This window comes from Flammeovirga sp. EKP202 (assembly GCF_014534745.1).
In the GTDB taxonomy this organism is placed as follows: Bacteria; Bacteroidota; Bacteroidia; order Cytophagales; family Flammeovirgaceae; genus Flammeovirga.
In genome coordinates, this window is sequence record NZ_JACVVP010000008.1 from 73,088 (window position 1) to 95,323 (window position 22,236).

The window sequence follows — 22,236 nt, forward strand, 5'->3', positions numbered from 1 at the left end:
AAGAAAATCAAAATGAAAATTAAAGATATATTAGTTGCAGGAAGTATTGTTATTGGAACAATGTCAATTACTTCATGTTCAGACTTCTTAGAATTAAAACCGACAGATGCTCAAACTTCTGAAACATTCTTTAGAACGTCTGTTGAAGCAAAACAAGCTTTAGTAGGTATTTATGAAAAGCTTCGTTCAGATTATAATGGTGCAAACCCCAATGAAGTAAGAATGTTTGATATGGCTATGGGGGATGATGCTTATGTAGGTGGAGATCCAACAGGAACAGATATGCCTTACTTCCAAGATCTAAGTAAGTTTAGATCTCAAACTAACAATGCTGCAGGTAAAGCAGCATGGGATAAGTGTTATGGAGGTATTCAAAGAGCAAATACTTTATTGGTTAATTATGATCAAATTGATTTCACAACAGCTGAAGAAGATTTAAAAAATAACTTTAAAGGTGAGGCTTTATTCTTAAGAGGGCATTACTATTTTGAGTTAGCTCGATTGTTTGAAAACGTTCCTGTAATAACAGAACCATTAGCTGGGGACGCTTGGAAAGGGGTTCAACAAGCAACACCAGATGAGTTGTATGCCCAAATTGCTAAAGATATGGCAGAAGCTATAAGCTTAATGGCAGAAAGTGCTCCTGAAGGTGATGAAGGTCGTTTAGATAAATATGCAGCAGAAGCTGAGCTTTTAAAAGTATTCTTATTTTATACAGGGTATTACGGAAAGAGTGAATTACCAGTAAAAGACGGTGTTGTAATTGTTGAAGGCGAAAGTGCAGTCACTTCTCTTAATAAGACGCATATGGTTGATTTTGCAAATGATGTTATAACTAATTCAGGTGCAGAACTAGCAACAAACTATGCTGATTTGTTCAATGAAAATGGAGACTACAACAAGGAAGCCATCTTCGAAATTGCTTTTGCAAATACAGGTTCAGGTGATTGGGGTGATTACTCATACGGTTCTATTTTATGTCAAATGTCTGGACCACGTGGTCACAGTGGCGATATTCTTAAATCAGGTTGGGGCTTCATGTCACCTTCAAGAGAACTAGAAAGCGCTTTTGAAGATGGAGATCTTAGAAAAGCATCGACAATTATCTATTCAAAAGATTTGATTGATTCAAAAGGTGAAGTTTATCAAGCTCATTACAATTTCACTTCTATGCATACGAATAAATATACTACCCATGCATGGAATGAAGCAGAATCAGAAACACCATTAAACTGGGGACAGAATTATCACTACATCCGATTTGCAGATGTTTTATTGATGGCTGCTGAGTTGAATTTAGATACTAATGCAGGCAAAGCATTAGAGTATTTAAACCGTGTGCGTCAAAGAGCTGGTTTGAGTAATAAGTCATCAATTTCACTTGAAGATATCCAACAAGAAAGAAGAGTAGAGTTAGCATTAGAAGGACATCGTTATTTCGATGTGTTAAGAAGAGGTTTGGATGAAGCGGCAGATGAAATCAATGTATCAGGGTATACTCTAACTCCTCCATCTGATACAGATGAGATATATGTTGATGATAACGGGAATAATATGACAGGTGATATTGGTACTGCTGAAACTTTTAATGTGACTTTTGATAAGACTAAAAGAGGTTTCTTACCAATTCCACAAGTAGAAGTGGATTTACATCCAACTTTGATACAAAATGAAGGTTATAGATAATCACAATTAAAGAAATCATACCATGAAAAAATATATATATTCATTCTTAAGCTTTGTCATCCTTATGGGGATGGCAAGCTGTACCAAAGACGACGCAGAGTTAGGTGGTATCGCACCCAGTTCAGTAACTTTTACAATACAAGAGTCAGCAAAAACGCCTAATATCTTAGAGTTAGCAAATACTTCTGAAAGTTTCATGTCAAGTTGGACTTATGAAAGAGAGGTTGTAGAAAATGATTCTACTTATTACAAGGCATTTGGTTCGGCAAATGGAGATTCTGTTGAGGTGGCTTTTGCAGAAGCAGGAAATTATAGAATTTCACTGATGGCTTTCTTTGAGGGTGGTCAAGCATCGAAATCAGAAGTTGTTACAATTGAAAATACAGATGCTTCTCTTTTAGATACAGAAGAATTTAGATTCTTAACAGGTGGCCCTGATAACTTAGAGGGTAAAGTATGGAAATTCCAAAGGTTTGAAGTAGGACATAATGGTTTAGGGCCTACATCAAACTTCTTCCCAGAATGGTGGGCTGCATCAAAGAATCAAAAACCAACTTTGGGTCACTATGATGATGAGTTAACATTCTCAATGGATGGATTTAAATATACATTGAATAACAATGGTGATTCACATGTATTACCTGCTGCTAAAGAATCATTCTTCTCAAATTACGGAGGAACTGTAGGTATTGATGGTGGAGAAGATGGTCTAAGAGTTGATGTTGATTTAAATACAGAAGATTGGCAATGGGAAATGACCTCTGATGGAGATGATAGATATTTAAACATTGTAAATGGAGGTTTCTTCAGTTGGTATGTTGGTGAAAGTAAGAGTTTCTTAATTTTAGAATTGACGGAAGAGAAATTGCACTTAAGAACAATTGGTATAGACGGTAATGCTTGGTATTATATTTTTGCCCCGAAAGATATTGCGGATGCCGATGAGGAAACTGATCCAGTAAAAGAGTTAGAAGCTCATGATCTATTTGATAATTTCTCTGGTCAAAAATCAGATAAATTAAATTTCGAGACAGATGCTGCATTAGTATTTGAAGAGTCTTATGAATTCAGATTAAATGAAAACTCTCCGAGCTGGTTAGTAGGTAAGTATGAAAGAACAAATGCTACAGGAGATCAAGGATGGTGGCAAAACTACCAAGCTGAACTTCCTTATAGAATTGACCTTTCAGAAAGAAATGTCTTCAAAATGAAAGTATACTTTGATGCTTCAAATGATTTTACAACTCCTAGTTCAGCTGATGAAACGCCAGCTTGGTTAGGTGAAGTAGCTATGACTCCAACAATTGCCTTAAGATTAGAAAACAGTACTGATGGTGAGGCATGGAGATCTAGAGCAGAATCGTTGTATACTTTGGGTGAAGATGAAATCGGAACTTGGATAGAAGTTACTTTTGATTTCACAACTGTAATGACGGATGCGAACAAAGATGGATCTTATTCAGTACCGGCAACTGAAGTGACATTCTACGATAAAGTAATCATTCAAATTGGTGGAGAAGGGCACACTAGACCTGGTACTTTCTACCTTTCAGATTTTATACTTCAATAATACAACAAAAGTACTTTAGGTTACTTAATAAATATCAGGGAGCCTTTTTAGGCTCCCTTCTACAAAATGTATTGTTAGTGAGGTGATTAGATTGACATTTCTTTTTAGTTTTTTTAGTGAATTAATTAATAATTGAAAAATTAAATAATGAAAATAAAGAAAATTCTATCTTTGATCAGCTAAAAATTATAAATGAAAATTACTTATTCTATCACTTTAACTATCTAAATTTATTTAAGAAAATGAAATATAATTGGACGAAGGGGATCGCATCTCTAGCTTTGTGTGCTGTACTTTATGGTTTTAATACCCCAGACATTTCAACTCCTGAAAAGAATACAGCAGAAATTGAAATGATTGTAAATAGTAACCTAACTATCGACGAGAAAGTAGAAAAGATTCTTCACCAACTATCACTGGAAGAGAAAGTCGGACAGATGACACAAATTACTCTAGATGTTATTACTAAAGGAGAAAATGTGTTTGTAAGTGACGAACCACTCAAACTAGATAAAAAACTGCTCGAAGAGGCTATCGTGAAGTACAAAATTGGTTCAGTACTTAACACAGCGAATAATAGAGCAAGAACTACGGATAAATGGAATGAGGTTATTTCTCAGATCCAAAAGGTTGCAATGAAAGAAATTGGTGTCCCAGTATTGTATGGAGTAGATGCAATACATGGTACCACTTATACTGCTGGTGCTACATTTTTCCCTCAACAAATTGGAATGGCTGCCACTTGGAATACGGAATTGAACCGTCAGGGTGCTGCAGTAACAGCTTATGAAACTAGAGCTAGTTCTATTCCTTGGGATTTTTCTCCAGTATTAGATATGGGACGTAATCCTGCATGGCCACGTATCTGGGAAACATACGGTGAAGATGTTTATCTTACTTCTCAGATGGGTATTGCTGCCGTTGATGGTTATGAAGGAGAAAATAACGACCTATCTGACAAAACAAAAGTAGCGTCTTGTATCAAGCACTTCTTAGGTTATGGTAGTGAGCGTTCAGGAAAAGACAGAACACCTTCTTATCTTCCAGAAATTGAATTAAGAGAACATTATTTACCGTCATATAAGGCTGCAATTGATGCTGGAGCACATACAATTATGATCAATTCTGGTATCATCAACGGTACTCCTGTTCACGCAAGTTATAAGTATTTGACCAAATTGTTGAAAGAAGAGCTAGGGTTCAAAGGACTTGTAGTGACTGACTGGGCAGATATTGAAAACTTACACAACAGAGATAAAGTAGCGGATACGCACAAGGAGGCCGTTAAGAAATCTATCAATGCGGGTATCGACATGTCAATGGTTCCTTATAACTTCAAGTTTGCTGAAATGCTTGTTGAGTTAGTCAATGAAGGGGAGGTGCCAATGTCAAGAATTGATGATGCAGTACGTAGAATCTTAAAGGTGAAAATGGAGTTAGGATTATTCGAAATACCATACCCTTCTAAAGGTGATTATCCTAAATTCGGAAGTAAAGAACACGAGCAAATTGCCTATAATGCAGCTTCTGAATCAATTACTTTATTAAAAAACAACGACAATGTTCTTCCTTTGAAAAAAGGATCAAAAGTATTTGTAGCAGGTCCTAATGCGAACTCTATGCGTACATTGAACGGTGGTTGGACGTACTCTTGGCAGGGTGAGAAAGTAGAAGAATTTGCTCAAGACTATAATACTATTCTTGAGGCTGTACAAAACAAATTAGGAAAAGAGAATGTAACATTCGCTTCTGGTGTTGAGTACGATCATGAAGGGCAATATTATGAAGAGAAGAATATTGATATTGACGCCGCTGTAAAAGCTTCAGAAGGAGCTGACGTGATTTTATTATGCTTAGGTGAAAATACCTATACAGAGACACCAGGTAATTTACATGATTTATACATTTCACAAAATCAAAGAAAATTAGCGGAGGCACTTGCAAAAACAGGGAAACCAGTAGTTTTAATTTTAAATGAAGGTCGTCCACGTTTAATTTCTCAATTTGAAGAGGAAATGACTGCAGTGGTACATACTTACTTGCCAGGTAACTTTGGTGGTGATGCATTAGCAGATGTATTAGTAGGAGAGGTGAACCCAAGTGGTAAATTACCTTACTCTTACCCAATGTACCCAAATGCATTAGGTACTTATGATCATAAACCATCAGAAGCCTCTGAAAAAATGGAAGGTATGTATGATTATAACTCTTCATTACCTTTCCAATATCCATTCGGATTTGGCCTAAGTTATACAACTTTTGACTATTCTGATCTTAAGATTTCTAAGAATGAAATCACTCCTTATGGTGACTTTAAAGTTTCAGTAACGGTGAAGAACTCTGGAGATGTAGAAGGTAAAGAAGTAGTTCAATTGTATACAAAAGACCTTTATGCTTCAATCACGCCAGACAATAAGCGTTTAAGAAGATTTGAGAAAGTCAACTTAAAACCTGGTGAATCAAAAGTGATTGAGTTTACTTTAAATGGTAAAGATTTAGCTTTTGTAGCAGAAAATCTAAAATGGACTGTTGAAGCTGGAGAGTTCAAAATCATGATTGGAGATCAATCAGTTTCATTAAACGTATCAAAGACTGTTGAATTTGAGAAGATTCACTTCGAAAATTAGACAATAGATGAATAGGTGGAAGGGAGTTTGATTCGTTGAACTCCCTTTTTGTATTCTGTGTATTAAATCAAAAATTTTTTGACATTATTACTTAAATCTTTCTTCTTAATACATTTGAAAATGAATAGCATATTTACAAGCATACTCGTCAACAATTCTAGGGAACGTGATAAAATACTAACAATATTGTTTCTCTCTTTTTTGATTTCGTGCGAAGTTAAACAAGAGAAACCAACAAAATTGGAAGGCGAATTAGATTATCAATTAGTATGGTCAGATGAGTTTGAATACGAAGGGTTGCCTGATACTGAGAAATGGAGTTATGAGGTAGATGGAAATAAAAAAAAGTGGGGAAATCAGGAATTACAATCTTACACATCAAGTCGTCTTGAAAATACTGTTGTAAAGGATGGGAAATTGTATATAACTGCTATTAAAGAGGGATATATGGATTCCGTTAGTAATGAGACTTTTGATTATACCTCAGCACGTTTAAGCTCGAAAGGAAAAGGAGATTGGAAGTATGGCAAATTTGTAATTAGAGCAAAGCTTCCCTCTGGAAAGGGGACATGGCCGGCAATTTGGATGTTGCCCTCTGTTTCTAAATTTGGTGATTGGCCCAAGAAAGGTTCAATTAATATTATGGAGCATGTTGGGCATGAAAAGGACTTTGTTTACGGTTCTGCACATACAGAAGCTTATAATCATGCAAAGGGAACTGAAAAAATGGTAGGAATTTATCTGTCAGATGCTGAAGAAGCATTTCATGATTATAAGTTGGAATGGAGTCCGGAAGGTTATTCTATTTATGTAGATAATGAAAAGTATTTTCACTTTAGAAATGAACAGAAAACCTACAAAGAATGGCCTTTTGATGAGCACTTTTACATTTTGATGAACTTAGCGGTTGGAGGTTCATGGGGTGCTATTGAGGGAATTGATGAAAATATATGGCCTCAACAATTAATCGTAGATTATGTGCGTGTTTATCAGAAAAAAGAGGTGTTGACACAAGAAGTATCAAAAAACTAAGCTTGATGTACTTGTTTTAAATCGTTTAGATGTCATATTAAAATTAGGGTCGAAGTAGAAATACTTCGACCCATTTATTTATATACTATTTTGAATGTTAGCTAATTTACAAAGCTCTAAATAAACTAATGATAGTAGGACATAATGAAATTTGAGAACCTGTTAGTAGTTTATAAGCCTTTACACTAGCTCTTTCTCGAGTACACTGGCCCAAGCTTTCATGTAAGTGACAGCATCTTCCTTGTTTCCTTTTTGAAGATACCTAAAGCCTCCTGGAAGGGCACTTAACACTTTGGTGTTTGAAAGGTACTCTAAATGTGGTATATCTTGTACTTCAAGACCTGCATCAAGAAGTGTGTCAATCATATTGTCTACTGGCATACCACTTGCTGGGCAATAATCATGTGCAAATTCACTCCATTCGTCCAGTTTTTGCCTTTGAGCAGTTGAATAAATATCTTTGGAATTCATAGGAGTAATCGCCTGGACCAAATGCCCACAATTACATTTTCCTACATGTCCCCAATTATAATCTTTACCTGATGCAATATTAGAAGCAGCTTCTCTCAGTTTATTGATCAGTAGTAGGTTGGGTTTTGCCATATTGTTTTTTGATAAGGTGTGAAACATTAAGTACGTTAGTACTTGATAAGGAAAGTGTATGTTCAATTAGATGGTTTTAATAATTTAATTTTTTTTGGGAGAATTCCTTATTTAATGGCTTTTCATGTAATATTCAATAAAAAAAGGGACTGTTATAGCTAAATAGTATAACAATCCCTTTGCTGTAATAGCTCAGTACTAATTACTTCTTAGGAACGTAGTAAGTAGTTGTAGTAGGTGTATAAATACCAGCTGTAACACCTGTTACAAGTGCATTTACAAAGCTAGTACTCGTTTTCACTACGTAGTTTTCTTGACCTTCAGGAAGGTGATCAGCAGGGTTTTGACGAGCGTTGCTCAATGGAACTAATCCAAAGATTACATGGTGAGTCCATACTTTCTCTTGAGTTTTCAAGTTAGAAGTTTTTACATCTCCAACAAGAAGTCTTGTGTTGTAACATGAAGTCAGTAATGTACCAAGTAATAGTGCTGCAATTAATTTTTTCATTGCTTTAATTTATTTATAGTTTAAAAAAAAAGTTTGTTCCTGATATCAAAATTATACAAGTATTTAAGACTAAAAAAAATAATATATTACACTTTATCTATTTCGTTGAATAGTACAATAAATACTTTGTTTCATTTAATATCATAACGAGGGAAATGAGTTATTTACAACTTTTGACTTATTTATTATCAATAATTAAGTTTAATATATGGACTTGATGGAGTAAGATTGTTATTATAATAGTTATATATCGTTCATATTAAATAGTGTACTATTTCTTAGAAATTAGCTTTTCTAGAAAGCTTTACTCTAAGGTATATATAAGTAGTATGAATTAATGAATTTGAAATAGAGGATAGGGAATACTGGAAATGAATAAAATGAAAGAGGCTGATTTAAATGAATAAATCAGCCTCTCAATATTTAGAAGTTTAATTGCTTAAACTATGATTTCAACGTACGTTTAGTCTCAGTGATTTCGAATGCTTCAACAACGTCACCCACTTTGATATCGTTGTAGTTGGCAATACTTAAACCACATTCGTAACCGAATTTCACTTCGTTTACATCGTCTTTGAAACGTTTCAGTGCTCCAATTTCTCCACCTTCAGTACCACCGTAGATTACAACACCTTCACGGATCAAGCGGATTTTAGAGTTACGCTTGATGTAACCATCTGTAACGTAACAACCGGCAACTGTACCCACTTTAGAGATTTTGAATACTTCACGAACTTCAACGTTACCCACGATTTTCTCTTCCATATCTGGCTCAAGAAGACCTTCCATAGCCGCTTTCACATCGTCGATAGCGTTATAGATTACAGAGTAATGACGAACTTCGATACCTTCGTTTTCAGCAAGCTTTCTTGCGTTTGGCGTAGGACGAACTTGGAAACCGATGATCATTGTAGGGTTCTCCTTGTCAGCAGCTGCTAATAGGATATCCGATTCAGTAAGTGCACCCACACCTTTGTGGATAATTCTTACTTCTACTTCATCGTTAGAAAGTTTCAGTAATGAATCTGATAATGCTTCCACTGAACCATCCACGTCACCTTTGATGATCAAGTTCAATTGTTGTAACTCACCTTGAGCAAGACGCTTGAATAGATCTAGGTTAGGACGTTGAGAAGCTCTTAAACTTTGCTCACGTGATAATTGCTCACGCTTGTTAGCAATCTCTCTCGCTTCACGTTCTGTATCTAGTACATTCAGTTTGTCACCTGCTTGAGGAGCTCCTGAAAGACCTAATACTTGAACTGGAGTAGAAGGACCTGCTTCTTTCACTCTGTGACCTCTATGATCAAGCATTGCTTTCACTTTACCATAGTAACCACCAGCAAGCATTACATCACCTACTTTCATTGTACCTGCTTGAACTAGAACTGTAGCTAAGTAACCACGTCCTTTATCAAGAGATGCTTCAACTACAGTACCTACTGCGTTTTTGTTAGGATTAGCTTTTAATTCTAATACTTCTGCTTCAAGAAGTACACCTTCTAATAATTCGTCAATACCTTGACCGAATTTCGCAGAAATTTCGAAAGCTTGGTATTTACCACCCCAGTCTTCAACAAGGATATTCAATGCTGAAAGTTGAGTTTTAATATTATCTACGTTCGCATTTGGCTTATCTACCTTGTTGATCGCGATTACGATCGGCACTTCAGCTGACAATGCGTGGTTGATTGCTTCTTTTGTTTGAGGCATCACCTGATCGTCGGCTGCTACTACGATAATAGCAACGTCAGTAACTTTAGCACCACGAGCACGCATGGCTGTAAAGGCTTCGTGACCTGGTGTATCAAGGAAGGCGATTTTCTTACCTGCTTTAGTAGTCACATCATATGCACCAATGTGCTGTGTGATACCACCGGCTTCACCATCAGCTACGTTTGCATCACGGATGTAGTCAAGTAATGAAGTTTTACCGTGGTCAACGTGACCCATGATTGTAACGATTGGCGCTCTTTCTTGTAAATCTTCTGGCTTATCTTCTTTTTCAAGAGGAGCATCAACTTCCTCTTCTGCTGAAGCGAATTTAGCCTCGAAGTTATATTCAGTAGTAATCAACTCGATGGTCTCTTTGTCAAGACGTTGGTTGATTGAGATGAACATACCATTATTCATACATGTCATGATGATATCACTTACTGGGATATCCATCATTGTCGCTAGCTCACTTGTAGAAATGAACTCAGTAACTGTAATGATATGCGATTCTGCAGCCTCTCTTTGTAAACGTGCTTCGTTTTCCGCTTCACGCTTATTCTTTTTGGCTTGTTTATGTTTACCACGAGTAGATTTGAATCCAGACTGATTAAGCTGTTGGTTAGCTTTCTTCATTCCAGATTGGATGTCCTTCTCGCTTAATTTACCTTTTTTCTTCTTGTTTCCTCCTTTTCCGCTTTGTCCTCTTTGTGAAGTAGCATCTGCATTACGGAATGTCTTTTCTCCTGGCTTGTTACCACCTTGGCCTTGACCTTGGTTTCTGTTGCCACCTTGTCCGCCTTGTCTGTTACCGCCTTGGCCTCCTTGGTTTCTATTACCACCTTGTCCGCCTTGTCTGTTACCGCCTTGGCCTCCTTGGTTTCTGTTACCACCTTGTCCGCCTTGTCTGTTACCGCCTTGGCCTCCTTGGTTTCTGTTACCACCTTGTCCCCCTTGTCTGTTACCGCCTTGGCCTTGACCTTGGTTTCTGTTGCCACCTTGTCCGCCTTGTCTGTTACCACCTTGGCCTTGACCTTGTTGTCTACCTTGTGGGTTTTCAGAGTTTCCTACAGGAACGCGTTTTCTTTTACGCTTTTTCTGTGGAGCACCTTTATCGTCAGACGAAGCAACTGGTTTTGGCTTTTTCTTACGACGGTTTTCAAAGGATGAAAGATCTACTTTTCCGACTACTGTAAGTCCTTTTAGTTCGTCGGCTTTGGCATTGATAGTAGAATCAGTTTTACTATCAGATGATTGATCTTGATTTTCGCTTGCCGTTGCAGGCGTATTCGCTTTCTCAACCTTTTGAGTCTGCGTAGGATTTTGTTCTTTTTTCTTCACTTCTTGCGTTGGTTGCTCAGATTTCTTCTCTGGAGCTTTATTTGCTTCTTTTGAGGCTTCCTGTTTAGGCTCGCTTTTCACCACGGGTTGTTTAACCTCCGGTTTTGCTTCCTTTTTCTCTTCTTTAGGCTTTTCAGCTTTTGGAGGAGTAGGAGTGCTGGCTACTACTTTCTTTTCCTCAGCCTTTGGAGCAGGAGCAGGAGTTTCCTTTTTAGGAGTCTCTTGCTGTTTCTGAACAGGCTTTGGAGTTTCTTGTTTTGGTTTTGGTGCCTCAGCTTTCTTTTTGTTTTCGTTGAGATCAATTTTCCCAACTACTTTGAGACCTGGACGACCACTATATGTTTCTGGTTCAGCCTTTTTAGGTTGACCTTCTTTCTCACTTTTCGTATTTTCGGATGTAGCAGAATTCTTGATGATCAGATGATCGTCTTCTTTCTCTTCTGTTTTTGGTCCTTTTTTCTTTTTAGACTCAATAACAGTATTTCCTACCTGTGACGATATAGAAATTTGAGATGCTTCTTCTTTTTCCTGCATTGACTTTGCATTCATTTTCTTAAGCATTTCAAATTGCTCAAGCGTAATCTTCCCATTTGGAGAAGGAGAATCAATTTCAATGTTCTTCTTCTTCAGCTGCTCGATTATCGTTGAGTGCCCAACGTTTAATTTCTTGGCCGCCTGGCCGATTCTGATCATCTTTTGATCTGCCATATATTCCTTTTCGTAATACTAATTCAAATTATTGCTTCACAGCAATTCAATTTAAAGCCGAAGCTTTATTTCCTTAAACTTAAAAGTTTAAATCAAAGGAGTGATTTCAATGACAACCCGAAATACATGAATACTCCTAAAGTGCAAAGATATAAGTTTGTTTTTTAAATCTTAAATTAAATTGCATGTGAGTACTACCTTTTTGCACTTATTATTGGATTTCATTCCAAAAAGCCCCAAAAACAGAGTGATGTTCACAATTATTTGTAGAGATAAAAAACAATAGACATAACAAAGAGGAGCCTACAGAATTTTAAGCTCCTCTTTTTATACTCTAAACAAAGATCCTAAAATAGGAATTGAAATTATTTAGAAATTGCTGCAATAACTTCATCAACAGTTTCTTCCTCTAAGTCTGTTTTTTCAATTACAGCCTCTTTTGGAAGTGACATTACGTCTTCTTTTGTAATAAGACCTACTTTTTTGAATTCATCAATGATCCATTCTTCGATGTCATTTTTGAACTCATCTAAACTTGGGCTTTCACTTGAAGCTGCTTTGTTTTGAACTGCAGTGTTTGTTACCTCTGCGATGTCTTCGTCTAAAACATCATCACTGTAATCAACTTCAAAGTCATCCTCATCATCTACCATTTCGTTGTTTGGTTGATTTTGAGGAACCTGTTGTTGTTGATCATCTTCAAACTCTTTTCTTAGTGTATGCATGATCGCAAGAATCATTTCCTCTTCCAAGTCAGTTCTTCTTACTAATTCATCCACTTCATGATCCAATACCGCTTTGGCAGTATCCAATCCAATATTTTTAAGTTCAAGAAGCATCCAATCATCAAATACATCATTGAATTCCATCAAATCAATATCGAAGTCTTCTACTTCGTGCTCTTGTAATTCTCTAAATACGTCGATCTCATATCCAACCAACATTGAAGCTAATTTGATATTTTGACCACCTTTACCAATTGCTAAAGAAACTTGATCTTTTGGTAAAACTACCTCAACACGCTTCTCTTCCTCGTTTACTTTGACAGTATTGATATGTGCAGGGCTTAATGAACGTCTAATCAATAAGTCTAAGTTGTCAGTGTAGTTGATTACGTCAATGTTCTCATTTTGTAATTCACGTACGATAGAATGAATACGAGAACCTCTCATACCAACACATGCACCTACTGGATCAATACGGTCGTCAAATGATTCAACAGAAACTTTAGCTCTTTCACCTGGCTCACGAACAATGTTTCTGATCGCGATCAATCCGTCAAAAATTTCAGGAACTTCTTGTTCGAATAAAAGACGTAAGAATAAAGGTGAAGTACGTGAAAGAACAATCTTAGGGTTGTTGTTGTTCATTTCCACTCTGTCGATTACTGCACGAACGTGATCTCCTTTTCTGTAACGATCTTTAGAAATCATCTCGTTTCTTGGTAAAGAAAGCTCATTGTTGTCTTGGTCAATGATGATTAATTCTCTACCCAATGTTTGGTAAACTTCACCCATGATTAGTTCACCAACACGCTCTTTATATTGATCAAAAAGAACCTTCTTCTCAAGGTCTTTTACTTTCTGAATTAATGTTTGACGAGCAGTTTGTACCATTCTTCTACCAAAGAAATCAATCTCAACCGCTTCTGCTACTTCCTCATCTACCTCAAAGTCTTCCTCGATTTTCTTAGCATCCGTCAAGTGAATTTGAGTTTGTGGATCAAATTCGTCTGCATCATCAGCAACGATTTGACGGTAACGCCAAATTTCCAAATCACCTGCATCTACGTTGATAATTACATCAAATGTAGCGTCATCACCATATTGCTTACGAATCATTGTTTTGAATACGTCTTCCAAGATTTTGATCATTGTAGGACGGTCAATGCCTTTCATTTTGGCAAACTCCTTAAACGATTCGATTAGTTCCATGCTATTCATATCTGCAACTGTTTATTTTTTTCTATTATGGTTGATATTAATTATTAAAATGATACTTCTACAACTGTATTTTTGATATCGCTGAAAGGAATGGTCATCTCTTTAATTTCAACTTTCTTTTTTCCTTTTTCTTTAATCTCAGCATCAATAGTGACCTCTTCATCAGTAACAGCTTTTAGTTCACCTGTAAACTTTGTTTCGTTTCCTCTGGTGATTGTTACTTTTCTACCTACATTTTTGTTGTACTGTCTATGCAGTTCTAAAGGTTCGCCAACACCTGCTGATGTTACTTCAAAATTGTATTCATCTTTGATGAGATCTCTCTCGTCAATTTCATGACCTACACTTCTTGAAATTTTAGTTACAGCTTCAATCGTTACTCCCTCATCGCCGTCCAAGATAATTAAAACTTTCATACGGCGGCCAGCTTTCACTTCCACTTTAACAACATATAAAGAATCATCCTCTAAATGTGCTTCAACGATCTCTTTGATTTGTCCACTTAAATCCATACAACTTTACTGTATAAAATTTTAAAATTTAGTTCAGCTCAAGAATATTAATATAATCTTCAACTTTTTAATATAGAATTAACTATTCACTAAAGCGTTAAAATCCAGCTCAATATAAATAAAATTCTAAAGGTCATCTAAAAAAAAGCAAACAAAAAAGGGAGCTAAATTCGCTCCCTTCTAGATGCTTTTTCGTGATGTTGTCACAAAGATACTTAATCGAAATTAAATTGCAATAGAATTTCTATTTTCTTAATGACTTCGCGTATTTCGTGATGGCCTTAAGCTCCTCATTTGAGATGTCTTTTTCACTAAATGAGAACATAATTCCTTTTCCATTTCTTACAAGATGCTCAATTTCAGCATCATTAAGCTTACTTTCTGACAATTTTGGAGCATTACTTCTTTGAGCGTCTCCGTCAATACCATGACATTGTGAACATTTCTTAGTGAATAAGTCCTTGCCTGATAAAACATTACCGTCAGCTGTTTGAATTGTCGTTGTACCTCCAGTCAATTGTTTCTTCGCTGAAGCTCTGTGCATTTCAGCCATACCATAGGCCATGACTAAACAGAATAACGAAAGTACCATCAAAATCTTATTGAATTTTTTGGTAGCGATAACTGCTAAAGGAATAGAAGCGACAACTAAAGCAAATTTAATCGTTAAAGCCTTAGTATATAATGGAATAACATATAATAAATATCCACCTGTAGCTAAGAATAAGAATGAAATAATCATTTCAGGAACTTTTACGGCTTTAGCAAACTTTTCAAACTTATCTTTTCCTAAGAACATCAATACGGCCTTAACAAGATAAATTAATAAGAATAGGGATACGATTATTCTGTGCGTAAGAAGTAAATTCATGATTTATGATATGTTTTTTGAAGTTTAGTAACCTATAATTTTAATGCGACGCAATATGCATCTAATTTTTGAAATATGCTTTCATTTTTGATGACGAATATCACTGTTTTGCTTAAATACATTATTTTTAATGCTTTAATAACAGGGATTGAAACCTTTTGTTTTTGAATCAATCTAAAAGAGAGTTGATTTCTTTTCCAACCTCTGAACCTATCGCAACTCCCATACCACCCATTCTTACACCTATGGCAATTCTATCTGAAAGTAATTTCACAATAGGGACTTTTTGATCTCCAAAGGCCATTATACCAGCCCAAGTCATATTTATTTGATGTGGAGTATTGGGTAAGATAACTTCCTTTAAAAGCAGTTTTAGGTGGTTAATAATGTGAGGAGAAGTCTTAATAGTTGTCGTCGTTTCCCCTTCGTAATCTAAATTTCTACCACCTCCAAGTAAAATTCTATTTCCAACATTTCTGAAATAATAATATCCTCTGTCCATGTGGAATGTCCCTTTGATCGGTAAGTTTTTGATGGGATTGGTCATTAAAACTTGTCCTCTTCCTGGCGATACCTCAAGTTGGGGTAATAATTTTTTAGCATAGGCATTCACACAAATTGAAATTTTTTCAGCATAAAAATCTACCTTCTGGAATTGGTTTTTACAATTGATAATTACTCTGTCTCCATCATCAATAAAATCGATCACTTCTGTTCCAGTAATGATTTCAATATCAATTGATCTCGCTAAATCGATCAAACCTTTCATCATTTTTCCGGTATGAATCTGTCCTTCGAACTGATTAAAAAGCAGGTGTTTTACTGTTTGATGACGAAAACCAAAAGAACCAATTTTTTCGTTAGCAGTTGAGAAAACATTATCATTGAATATCGGATACAGCATTTTGTTGATTTCCGAAGTTCTATCTAAGTAATCCTTTTGTTGATCGGTGATCAATTCATAACCGCCTAATTGTTGAAAGTCAAAATTTTTATCGCCTAGTCTGTTTCTGAGTTTTTGAAGTCCTCTGTATCGGTTTTCAATCGTTTCTAATACTTTTGAGGAAGGTATATTTTCTAAATCATCACATATTTCGGTTAAGCTTCCAAAACAGGCAATACCAGCATTTTTTGTACTAGCACCCGAAGGAAGAATGCCTTTTTCGATAATCAGAACTTTTTCTTTTGGATGTGCTTCTTTGTACTCAATTGCAGCGGTTAGTCCGACAATACCACTACCTACCACAATAAAGTCATAGTTTACAAAACTTTCTTTTTCCCAATAGCTAATCATGTGTTTGTTGTCTTTGTGAGAATTGGTTATTTTGATTGAAATATTCTCGAGTATGAAGTTTAAAGTATTTCTTATGTACAAATTATAAAACTAAGTGCTAAGTCAAAAAAGGGAGAACCTCTTTCCTTAGTTTTTATTTAAAAAAACTTCATTTACAGTGCAGTTCTCCACAAAACAGGAATCAGAATTTGTAATCAGTTAATTTCGTCTTTATACTTACTTTCAAATAACAGGAATCAACAAATGGCAACAAAAATTGTAAAAAAGGGGAAGGGAATTCGCCTGAAAGATGTAGCAGAGAAAAAACTCAGTAAAATTAAAATTGGTTTAGGTTGGGAAGTTAGAAAAGGAGGACAGCTGGATTTAGATGCGTCAGTATTTATGTTAGGAGAGGATGGGAAACTTCCTAGTGACGAGTATTTTGTGTTTTATAATAACCTGGAATCACCTGATGGAATGGTAAGGCATAGAGGTGATAATAGAACAGGGGATAGCCTTGGTGATGATGAGGAGATTTTATTGAATTTACCCTATATTTCGCCTGTAGTTAAGGAGTTAGTTTTTATTGTAAGTATTTATGATGCTAAAAGTAGAAGGCATAATTTCGGTAATTTAGATGAAGCGTATATTCGAGTTTTAAATTTAGAAACCCAAGTAGAAGTATTACATTATGACCTCGATGCAGATTTTGGAGATGATACCGAAGTAGAGTTTGCAAGGTTGAAAAGGGAAGATGATGGCTGGCATTTTGTTCCTACTGGCTATGGTACAAAAATAGGATTGCAGGGGTATGTCGATAAATTTATTCCTGAATTGTAATCCATTTTACTTTTTGTTCATCATAATTTTTTTCTCATCTTCGCAAAAATGAGTGCAAAAGTACTCAAAGTGACAATTTGAGGTGTAGACCATCTCTGTACTTGTTGTAATAATCCCTTAGAAACAAATTATTTACATACAGCCAAAATTTAATACATAGATCTAAAAAAATAGCATGAAAGTAGGAATCATTAAAGAAGGAAAAGTGCCTGAGGACAAAAGAGTGGCACTAACTCCAGCCCAATGTGAGGAAGTTTTAGAAAAATATCCTGACGTAGAGATTTACGTGCAGAAAAGCCCCATCAGATGCTATACGGACCAAGAATACGAAGAGATGGGAATTGCTGTAGTAGATAATGTAGACGACTGCGATATTCTTTTAGGTATTAAAGAGGTTCCTATTCCAGAATTGGTTCCGAATAAAAAATATTTCTTTTTCTCTCACACCATCAAAAAGCAACCTTATAATAGAGAATTGTTGAGAGCGATCCTTAACAACAATATCGATATTGTAGATTATGAGGTTTTAGTAAGAGAAGATGGATCTAGAGTCATCGCATTTGGTCGCTTTGCAGGCCTTGTTGGTGCCTATAATGGTTTGTTGGCTTATGGTAAACGCCATAATATTTATGATCTTAAACCTGCGCATTTATGCCACGATTTGAATGAAATGTGGATTGAATCTAAAAAAGTAAAACTACCGAATGATTTCAAGATTGCCTTAACGGGAAGTGGTCGTGTGTCAAATGGTGCCGTTGAAACTTTATTGGCAGCAGGTGTTAAAAAAGTAAGTAGACAAGATTACTTGAATGAATCTTTTGAAGGACCTGTTTTTGTACAGTTGAGATCAAAAGATTATCATGAGAAAAAGGATGGAAGTGCTTTTGAAATTAAAGATTTCTTCGCCAACCCATCAGATTATAAATCAACTTTTGGAGAGTTTATTCCTGTATCAAATATGTTGGTTGCAGGTGCTTTCTGGCACCCTGATGCTCCTGTTTTATTTACAAAAGAAGATGCTCAAAAGGACGATTTTAAAATTGAAGTAATTGCAGATGTAACTTGTGATATTGAGGGATCAATTCCTAGTACAAAAAGGCCATCTACGATCGCTGATCCAATTTATGATTATAACCCATCAACAGGAAGCGACGAGGCTGCATTCACAAGCTTAGACAATATTACTGTGATGGCAGTTGATAATTTACCAAATGAATTGCCAAGAGATGCTTCTGAAGCTTTTGGTCGTCAGATGATTGATAATGTATTAGAAGATCTTTTTGCAACTCAACAAGGGGTAGTAGCAGGTGCAACAATTACTCATGATAAAAAGTTGACAGAGAAGTTCTCTTATTTACAAGATTATGTAGATGGTAAAGAATAGAGTATATCCTATATAGTGTATGCTAATTTGCTCACACTTATATTAGTATAATGAAAAAATGAGATGGTCTGATTTATAAAGATCATCTCATTTTTTTATGTAAATGTAAAAAAAGATGAAAAAAATATCGATGTAAGATTTTTGCTTGTAATTGAGTTTTTAAGAGTAAAAAAGCCATTTTTTAATGCATTAGAATAGGTTTTAGGTTTTTGTAGATGTAAAGTATATCCTAAGGATAAGGTCTTATATGTAACCTTTTGCTTTTTTATTAAGTAATATTAACTAACATTACAAAAACCTAATTTACCGAAATAATGAAAAATAAGATTCTTTTACTCTACATCTTGATACTGTTATTATCAATCCAATTTATATACCCTCAAACTCCTACCTCGTTAAATATTAATGAAGAAATTAAAGTTGAAGAAGATACGCCTGAATTGATGGCATCAAATACAACACCCCAACGATTAGACCATCAAAAAAGTGTGTATGTTGATCATTCAGGTACTTATGTCAATAAATCCTTACCATTATTTTTAAGTTTTTCAATTTCTAAAGATGAGAGTGCTGAACATTATCAATTAAATGAGTCAGAAGAAGTAAAACCTAATGAAGCACTTTATTTAGATACAGAAGGACCGAACTACATTCGTTCAAAATGGGCAGTGGATCCAGAAACCAAAGAGTATATCTTACCTAAGAGAGAAGTGAAATATGAAGTAATCGCAGATAGCAAAGCTCCTGTTTCCAAAATTTCTTTTGATGGAACACGATTGTATGATAATGGTGTTGAAGCATTTTATGGAAGAAATTTAATGATGCATCTAGTAGCTGATGATACGTATTCAGGCGTGAAGAATATCTATTATTCATTGGATGGTGAGAACTTTCACGAATATGAATATTCTGTAGCGTTGACAGAAGAAGGACAACATATTATTTACTACTATTCTGCCGATAATGTAGGTAATCCTGAGGAGGTGCGTACCTCTACTTTCAAAATTGATTTGACATCTCCTACTTCCATGGCTCATTGGAAAGGCTTGGTTTATAATGAAAATATAGTTTCGCCTTATGCCACTGTGAGGTTACAAAGTGAAGATGAAATGTCGGGAGTAGATCATATTGAGTTCAGTTATGATAATAGTGCTTTCCAAGAATATACTTATCAGCCCATTGCTTTGAAAGACCTAAAAGATGGAGAACATGAAATCCATTACAAAGGATTTGATTTAGTAGATAATGAAGAAGTCGAGAAAACATTGATTTTTTATGTTGATAAAATTGCTCCTGAAATCTCACATGCAATTATTGGAGATCAGTATATGAATGAGAATATTCGATATATCTCCCCAAGAACTACTTTCAGTATAGCGTCTTCTGATAATAAAGCAGGAGTAAAGCAAGTTTTATATAGTCCAAACGGAGGAGCGAATTATACCCCTTATACTGGGACAGCTTTTACTTTAAAAAATGAGTTAGGGGAGCATCATATTAGTTATAAGGCTTCAGATAATGTCAATAATATGACAGCCGTTAAAACTATTGAAGGAACGGAAATATTATTTATGGATAATGTGCCTCCTTCCTCTTCTTATGAGTTTATTGGAGAGCAATTTGAGCATCGAGATACGTTATTTATTACCTCAAAGACACAAGTGAAATTGACATCGTTAGACTCTCATTCTAAAGTGAAAGATACTTTTTTTGCTGTAAATGGAGAAGCTGATAAAACTTATAGTGGAGCTTTTACCGTTAACGAAGAAGGAGATCAGACTTTAACATTCCATGCTATAGATAATGTCAATAATGAAGAATCTGAAAATGAGGTGAAATTTTTCGTGGATAATGAAGGACCGGAGGTACACGCCAACATGAGTATTGAACCAATTGGTAAACATGGAGAATTTGATATTTATCCGGCATTTACCAAAGTATACTTAGGAGCTACAGATACGCATGTAGGTACAAAAGAAATTAAGTATTCTATCAATGGTGGTCCTATGAATCTCTATTCAAGTGGTTCCAATTTAGATATCTCTGAAAAAGAACATTTGAAAAAAGATCAGCATTATGAAATAAAAGTGATTGCTTATGATAACCTCGGAAATGAATCGATGAAAACGATCGAGTTTTATGTAGGGCAACATTAAAAAATAAGGGAAGAAGTTTACGACACTTCTTCCCTTATTTTTATTGTTCCCAGTCCACTAAATTGTAATCACTGCTGACTAACCCGTCTTCGTCTACATAAATGTAATTCCCATCTACTAACTCTATTCCACCGATGTTAGCGTGAAGATAGATCTCAACAGGTTCATCATTTTTTAAAGCTTTCATGGGGTAGCAGGTATTGGCCAAAATTCCAATTCTCATTTTATTGAGAGCATTTGTATGTCTATAATTGGCATTGGTGATAAGCCCTTCCCATTCTTTATGTAAAAGTGCATAAGCAATCTCCTCATCAATAAGCGCGTCTAATTGTTCACTTTGCCATTCGACTACTAATACTTTTCCTTTGCCATTTTCTTCACCTACACGCTCTAAAACCAATTCAGGATTGTTGGTTTTGAGACAAACTACTTGGCCATGAAAGGCTACTTTTTTTCCAATTCTTTCAAACTTGCCAGAAGCAACTTTTACTTTCTTTCTGAATTGATCACATAAGTAGCTTGTTTCTATTTTTACCCCACTGTCAAAAGTGGTATTTTCTAAAAATGATAAAGTGTCTTTCGCAGATTTCTCCGGAATTTCTTCCATAGGTACATGGCCAACACCTTCATAAATGATCAGTTGAGAATTCGGTAGACTAAATTGAAATTTATAAGCATTGGCGAGTGGAATCCATCTGTCTTTTTCACCCCAAATGATTAATGTTGGAGTGTCAAGTTGTTTGATGAGATCAGAGTGGTCTTCAATAGAACTATTGGCAATGTTTAAAAAAGCTTCTTTATTTCCCTTTCTCGAAAATATCTCATGGTATCTTGTGGTCGTTGCTTTATCCACTCTTTTAGCATTACCATAAGCGTTTTTCAGGAAGAATTCTATAAAACTTTTTGGGGCTTTCAAATACTCCGCAAACCCATGAAACATTTTGAATTCTTTAATAATCGGGTTTTGAACTAGTTTAAAAAGTAAAGGAATCGAATCTTTATCATTAAAACCTGCTGCATTAAGAAGAATTAGTCTTCTGACTTGTTCCTTGAATCGATGAGAATATTCCCAAGCAATCCAACCTCCCAATGAAGAACCAGCGAGATAGAACTTTTTGACTTCAAGTTTTTTTAGAAAATTATTGATGAAGTTAATATAGATATCAATGGAGTAGGTTCTATCAGGTCTTGGGCCCGTGAGTCCAAATCCAGGAAGATCAAGACGTATGACTTTATAGTTTTCTTTCAGAATTTCAGTCCATTTGTCCCAAGTGTGTAATGATGAAAAAGTGCCATGTAGAAGTACAATAGGAAAACCTTCTCCTTCTACTTTATAATGAACTTTCATGCCTTCTAACTCCATGAAGTTAGATTGTTCATCTGTATATTTTTGTATGATATCAATAGCCATTACTTTCCAGTTTATTTATGGTGAATATACATTCAAAAAATCATTTATGTGAAGTTAT

General features: G+C 35.4%; 14 protein-coding genes and 1 pseudogene. 7 read left to right on the forward strand and 8 right to left on the reverse strand.

Annotated elements, in window-relative coordinates; all coding sequences use genetic code 11:
- Positions 1-12: 12 nt before the first annotated feature.
- The 4 genes from IC221_RS06765 (at position 13) to IC221_RS06780 (ending at position 6,915) form a co-directional block, all read left to right on the forward strand.
- Positions 13-1,686 (forward strand): RagB/SusD family nutrient uptake outer membrane protein, encoded by a 1,674-nt coding sequence (locus IC221_RS06765; protein WP_188168233.1) that lies wholly within the window; start codon positions 13-15, stop codon positions 1,684-1,686.
- A gap of 22 nt (positions 1,687-1,708) precedes the next feature.
- Positions 1,709-3,256 carry a hypothetical protein gene (locus IC221_RS06770; RefSeq protein WP_188168234.1) on the forward strand — a complete coding sequence of 516 codons (1,548 nt, stop codon included), beginning with the start codon at positions 1,709-1,711 and terminating at the stop codon, positions 3,254-3,256.
- Positions 3,257-3,498: 242 nt separating this feature from the next.
- On the forward strand, positions 3,499-5,883 hold the full coding sequence (locus tag IC221_RS06775; protein WP_188168235.1) for a glycoside hydrolase family 3 N-terminal domain-containing protein: 2,385 nt from the start codon (positions 3,499-3,501) through the stop codon (positions 5,881-5,883).
- Between the two features lie 240 nt (positions 5,884-6,123).
- Complete coding sequence (locus IC221_RS06780; RefSeq protein WP_223241313.1) at positions 6,124-6,915, forward strand: family 16 glycosylhydrolase; 792 nt, start codon at positions 6,124-6,126, stop codon at positions 6,913-6,915.
- Positions 6,916-7,095: 180 nt separating this feature from the next.
- On the opposite strand, the gene IC221_RS06785 is transcribed toward IC221_RS06780, so the two are convergent.
- The 7 genes and pseudogenes from IC221_RS06785 to IC221_RS06815 all read right to left on the reverse strand — a co-directional run bounded on the left by IC221_RS06785 (position 7,096) and on the right by IC221_RS06815 (position 16,408).
- Entirely contained in the window at positions 7,096-7,518 is a 423-nt protein-coding gene (locus IC221_RS06785; RefSeq protein ID WP_188168237.1) for a hypothetical protein, read from the reverse strand.
- 202 nt (positions 7,519-7,720) lie between these two features.
- Complete coding sequence (locus tag IC221_RS06790; RefSeq protein ID WP_188168238.1) at positions 7,721-8,026, reverse strand: hypothetical protein; 306 nt, start codon at positions 8,024-8,026, stop codon at positions 7,721-7,723.
- A gap of 444 nt (positions 8,027-8,470) precedes the next feature.
- Positions 8,471-11,788, reverse strand: a complete 3,318-nt coding sequence (gene infB / locus IC221_RS06795) for a translation initiation factor IF-2 (RefSeq protein ID WP_188168239.1) — start codon at positions 11,786-11,788, stop codon at positions 8,471-8,473.
- 698 nt (positions 11,789-12,486) lie between these two features.
- A pseudogene (nusA, locus tag IC221_RS06800) lies at positions 12,487-13,731 on the reverse strand (transcription termination factor NusA); the annotation flags it as partial.
- Positions 13,732-13,775: 44 nt separating this feature from the next.
- Positions 13,776-14,243, reverse strand: coding sequence for a ribosome maturation factor RimP (gene rimP, locus IC221_RS06805; RefSeq protein ID WP_188168241.1), 468 nt, complete (start codon positions 14,241-14,243; stop codon positions 13,776-13,778).
- Positions 14,244-14,487: 244 nt separating this feature from the next.
- Positions 14,488-15,114: a cytochrome c gene (locus IC221_RS06810; protein ID WP_188168242.1), complete on the reverse strand. Its 627-nt coding sequence runs from the start codon at positions 15,112-15,114 to the stop codon at positions 14,488-14,490.
- A gap of 169 nt (positions 15,115-15,283) precedes the next feature.
- Positions 15,284-16,408, reverse strand: a complete 1,125-nt coding sequence (locus tag IC221_RS06815; RefSeq protein WP_188168243.1) for an FAD-binding oxidoreductase — start codon at positions 16,406-16,408, stop codon at positions 15,284-15,286.
- A 243-nt stretch (positions 16,409-16,651) separates the two neighbouring features.
- On the opposite strand from IC221_RS06815, the gene IC221_RS06820 reads away from it, so the two are divergent.
- The 3 genes from IC221_RS06820 to IC221_RS06830 all read left to right on the forward strand — a co-directional run bounded on the left by IC221_RS06820 (position 16,652) and on the right by IC221_RS06830 (position 20,767).
- Positions 16,652-17,227, forward strand: a complete 576-nt coding sequence (locus IC221_RS06820; RefSeq protein ID WP_188168244.1) for a TerD family protein — start codon at positions 16,652-16,654, stop codon at positions 17,225-17,227.
- A 175-nt stretch (positions 17,228-17,402) separates the two neighbouring features.
- Complete coding sequence (locus tag IC221_RS06825) at positions 17,403-18,611, forward strand: NAD(P)-dependent oxidoreductase (RefSeq protein ID WP_188168245.1); 1,209 nt, start codon at positions 17,403-17,405, stop codon at positions 18,609-18,611.
- A gap of 314 nt (positions 18,612-18,925) precedes the next feature.
- Positions 18,926-20,767 (forward strand): hypothetical protein, encoded by a 1,842-nt coding sequence (locus tag IC221_RS06830; protein ID WP_188168246.1) that lies wholly within the window; start codon positions 18,926-18,928, stop codon positions 20,765-20,767.
- A 40-nt stretch (positions 20,768-20,807) separates the two neighbouring features.
- On the opposite strand, the gene IC221_RS06835 is transcribed toward IC221_RS06830, so the two are convergent.
- The gene (locus tag IC221_RS06835) at positions 20,808-22,178 is read right to left on the reverse strand and encodes an alpha/beta fold hydrolase (protein ID WP_188168247.1); all 1,371 of its coding nucleotides are present in this window, start codon (positions 22,176-22,178) and stop codon (positions 20,808-20,810) included.
- Positions 22,179-22,236 lie beyond the last annotated feature (58 nt).

Coding starts and splice junctions, on each gene's coding strand:
- infB (WP_188168239.1), bottom strand. CDS start 11,788: ATGGCAGATCAAAAGATGATCAGAATCGGCCAGGCGGCCAAGAAATTA.
- IC221_RS06785 (WP_188168237.1), bottom strand. CDS start 7,518: ATGGCAAAACCCAACCTACTACTGATCAATAAACTGAGAGAAGCTGCT.
- IC221_RS06815 (WP_188168243.1), bottom strand. CDS start 16,408: ATGATTAGCTATTGGGAAAAAGAAAGTTTTGTAAACTATGACTTTATT.
- IC221_RS06765 (WP_188168233.1), top strand. CDS start 13: ATGAAAATTAAAGATATATTAGTTGCAGGAAGTATTGTTATTGGAACA.
- rimP (WP_188168241.1), bottom strand. CDS start 14,243: ATGGATTTAAGTGGACAAATCAAAGAGATCGTTGAAGCACATTTAGAG.
- IC221_RS06825 (WP_188168245.1), top strand. CDS start 17,403: ATGAAAGTAGGAATCATTAAAGAAGGAAAAGTGCCTGAGGACAAAAGA.
- IC221_RS06835 (WP_188168247.1), bottom strand. CDS start 22,178: ATGGCTATTGATATCATACAAAAATATACAGATGAACAATCTAACTTC.
- IC221_RS06830 (WP_188168246.1), top strand. CDS start 18,926: ATGAAAAATAAGATTCTTTTACTCTACATCTTGATACTGTTATTATCA.
- IC221_RS06820 (WP_188168244.1), top strand. CDS start 16,652: ATGGCAACAAAAATTGTAAAAAAGGGGAAGGGAATTCGCCTGAAAGAT.
- IC221_RS06810 (WP_188168242.1), bottom strand. CDS start 15,114: ATGAATTTACTTCTTACGCACAGAATAATCGTATCCCTATTCTTATTA.
- IC221_RS06775 (WP_188168235.1), top strand. CDS start 3,499: ATGAAATATAATTGGACGAAGGGGATCGCATCTCTAGCTTTGTGTGCT.
- IC221_RS06770 (WP_188168234.1), top strand. CDS start 1,709: ATGAAAAAATATATATATTCATTCTTAAGCTTTGTCATCCTTATGGGG.
- IC221_RS06790 (WP_188168238.1), bottom strand. CDS start 8,026: ATGAAAAAATTAATTGCAGCACTATTACTTGGTACATTACTGACTTCA.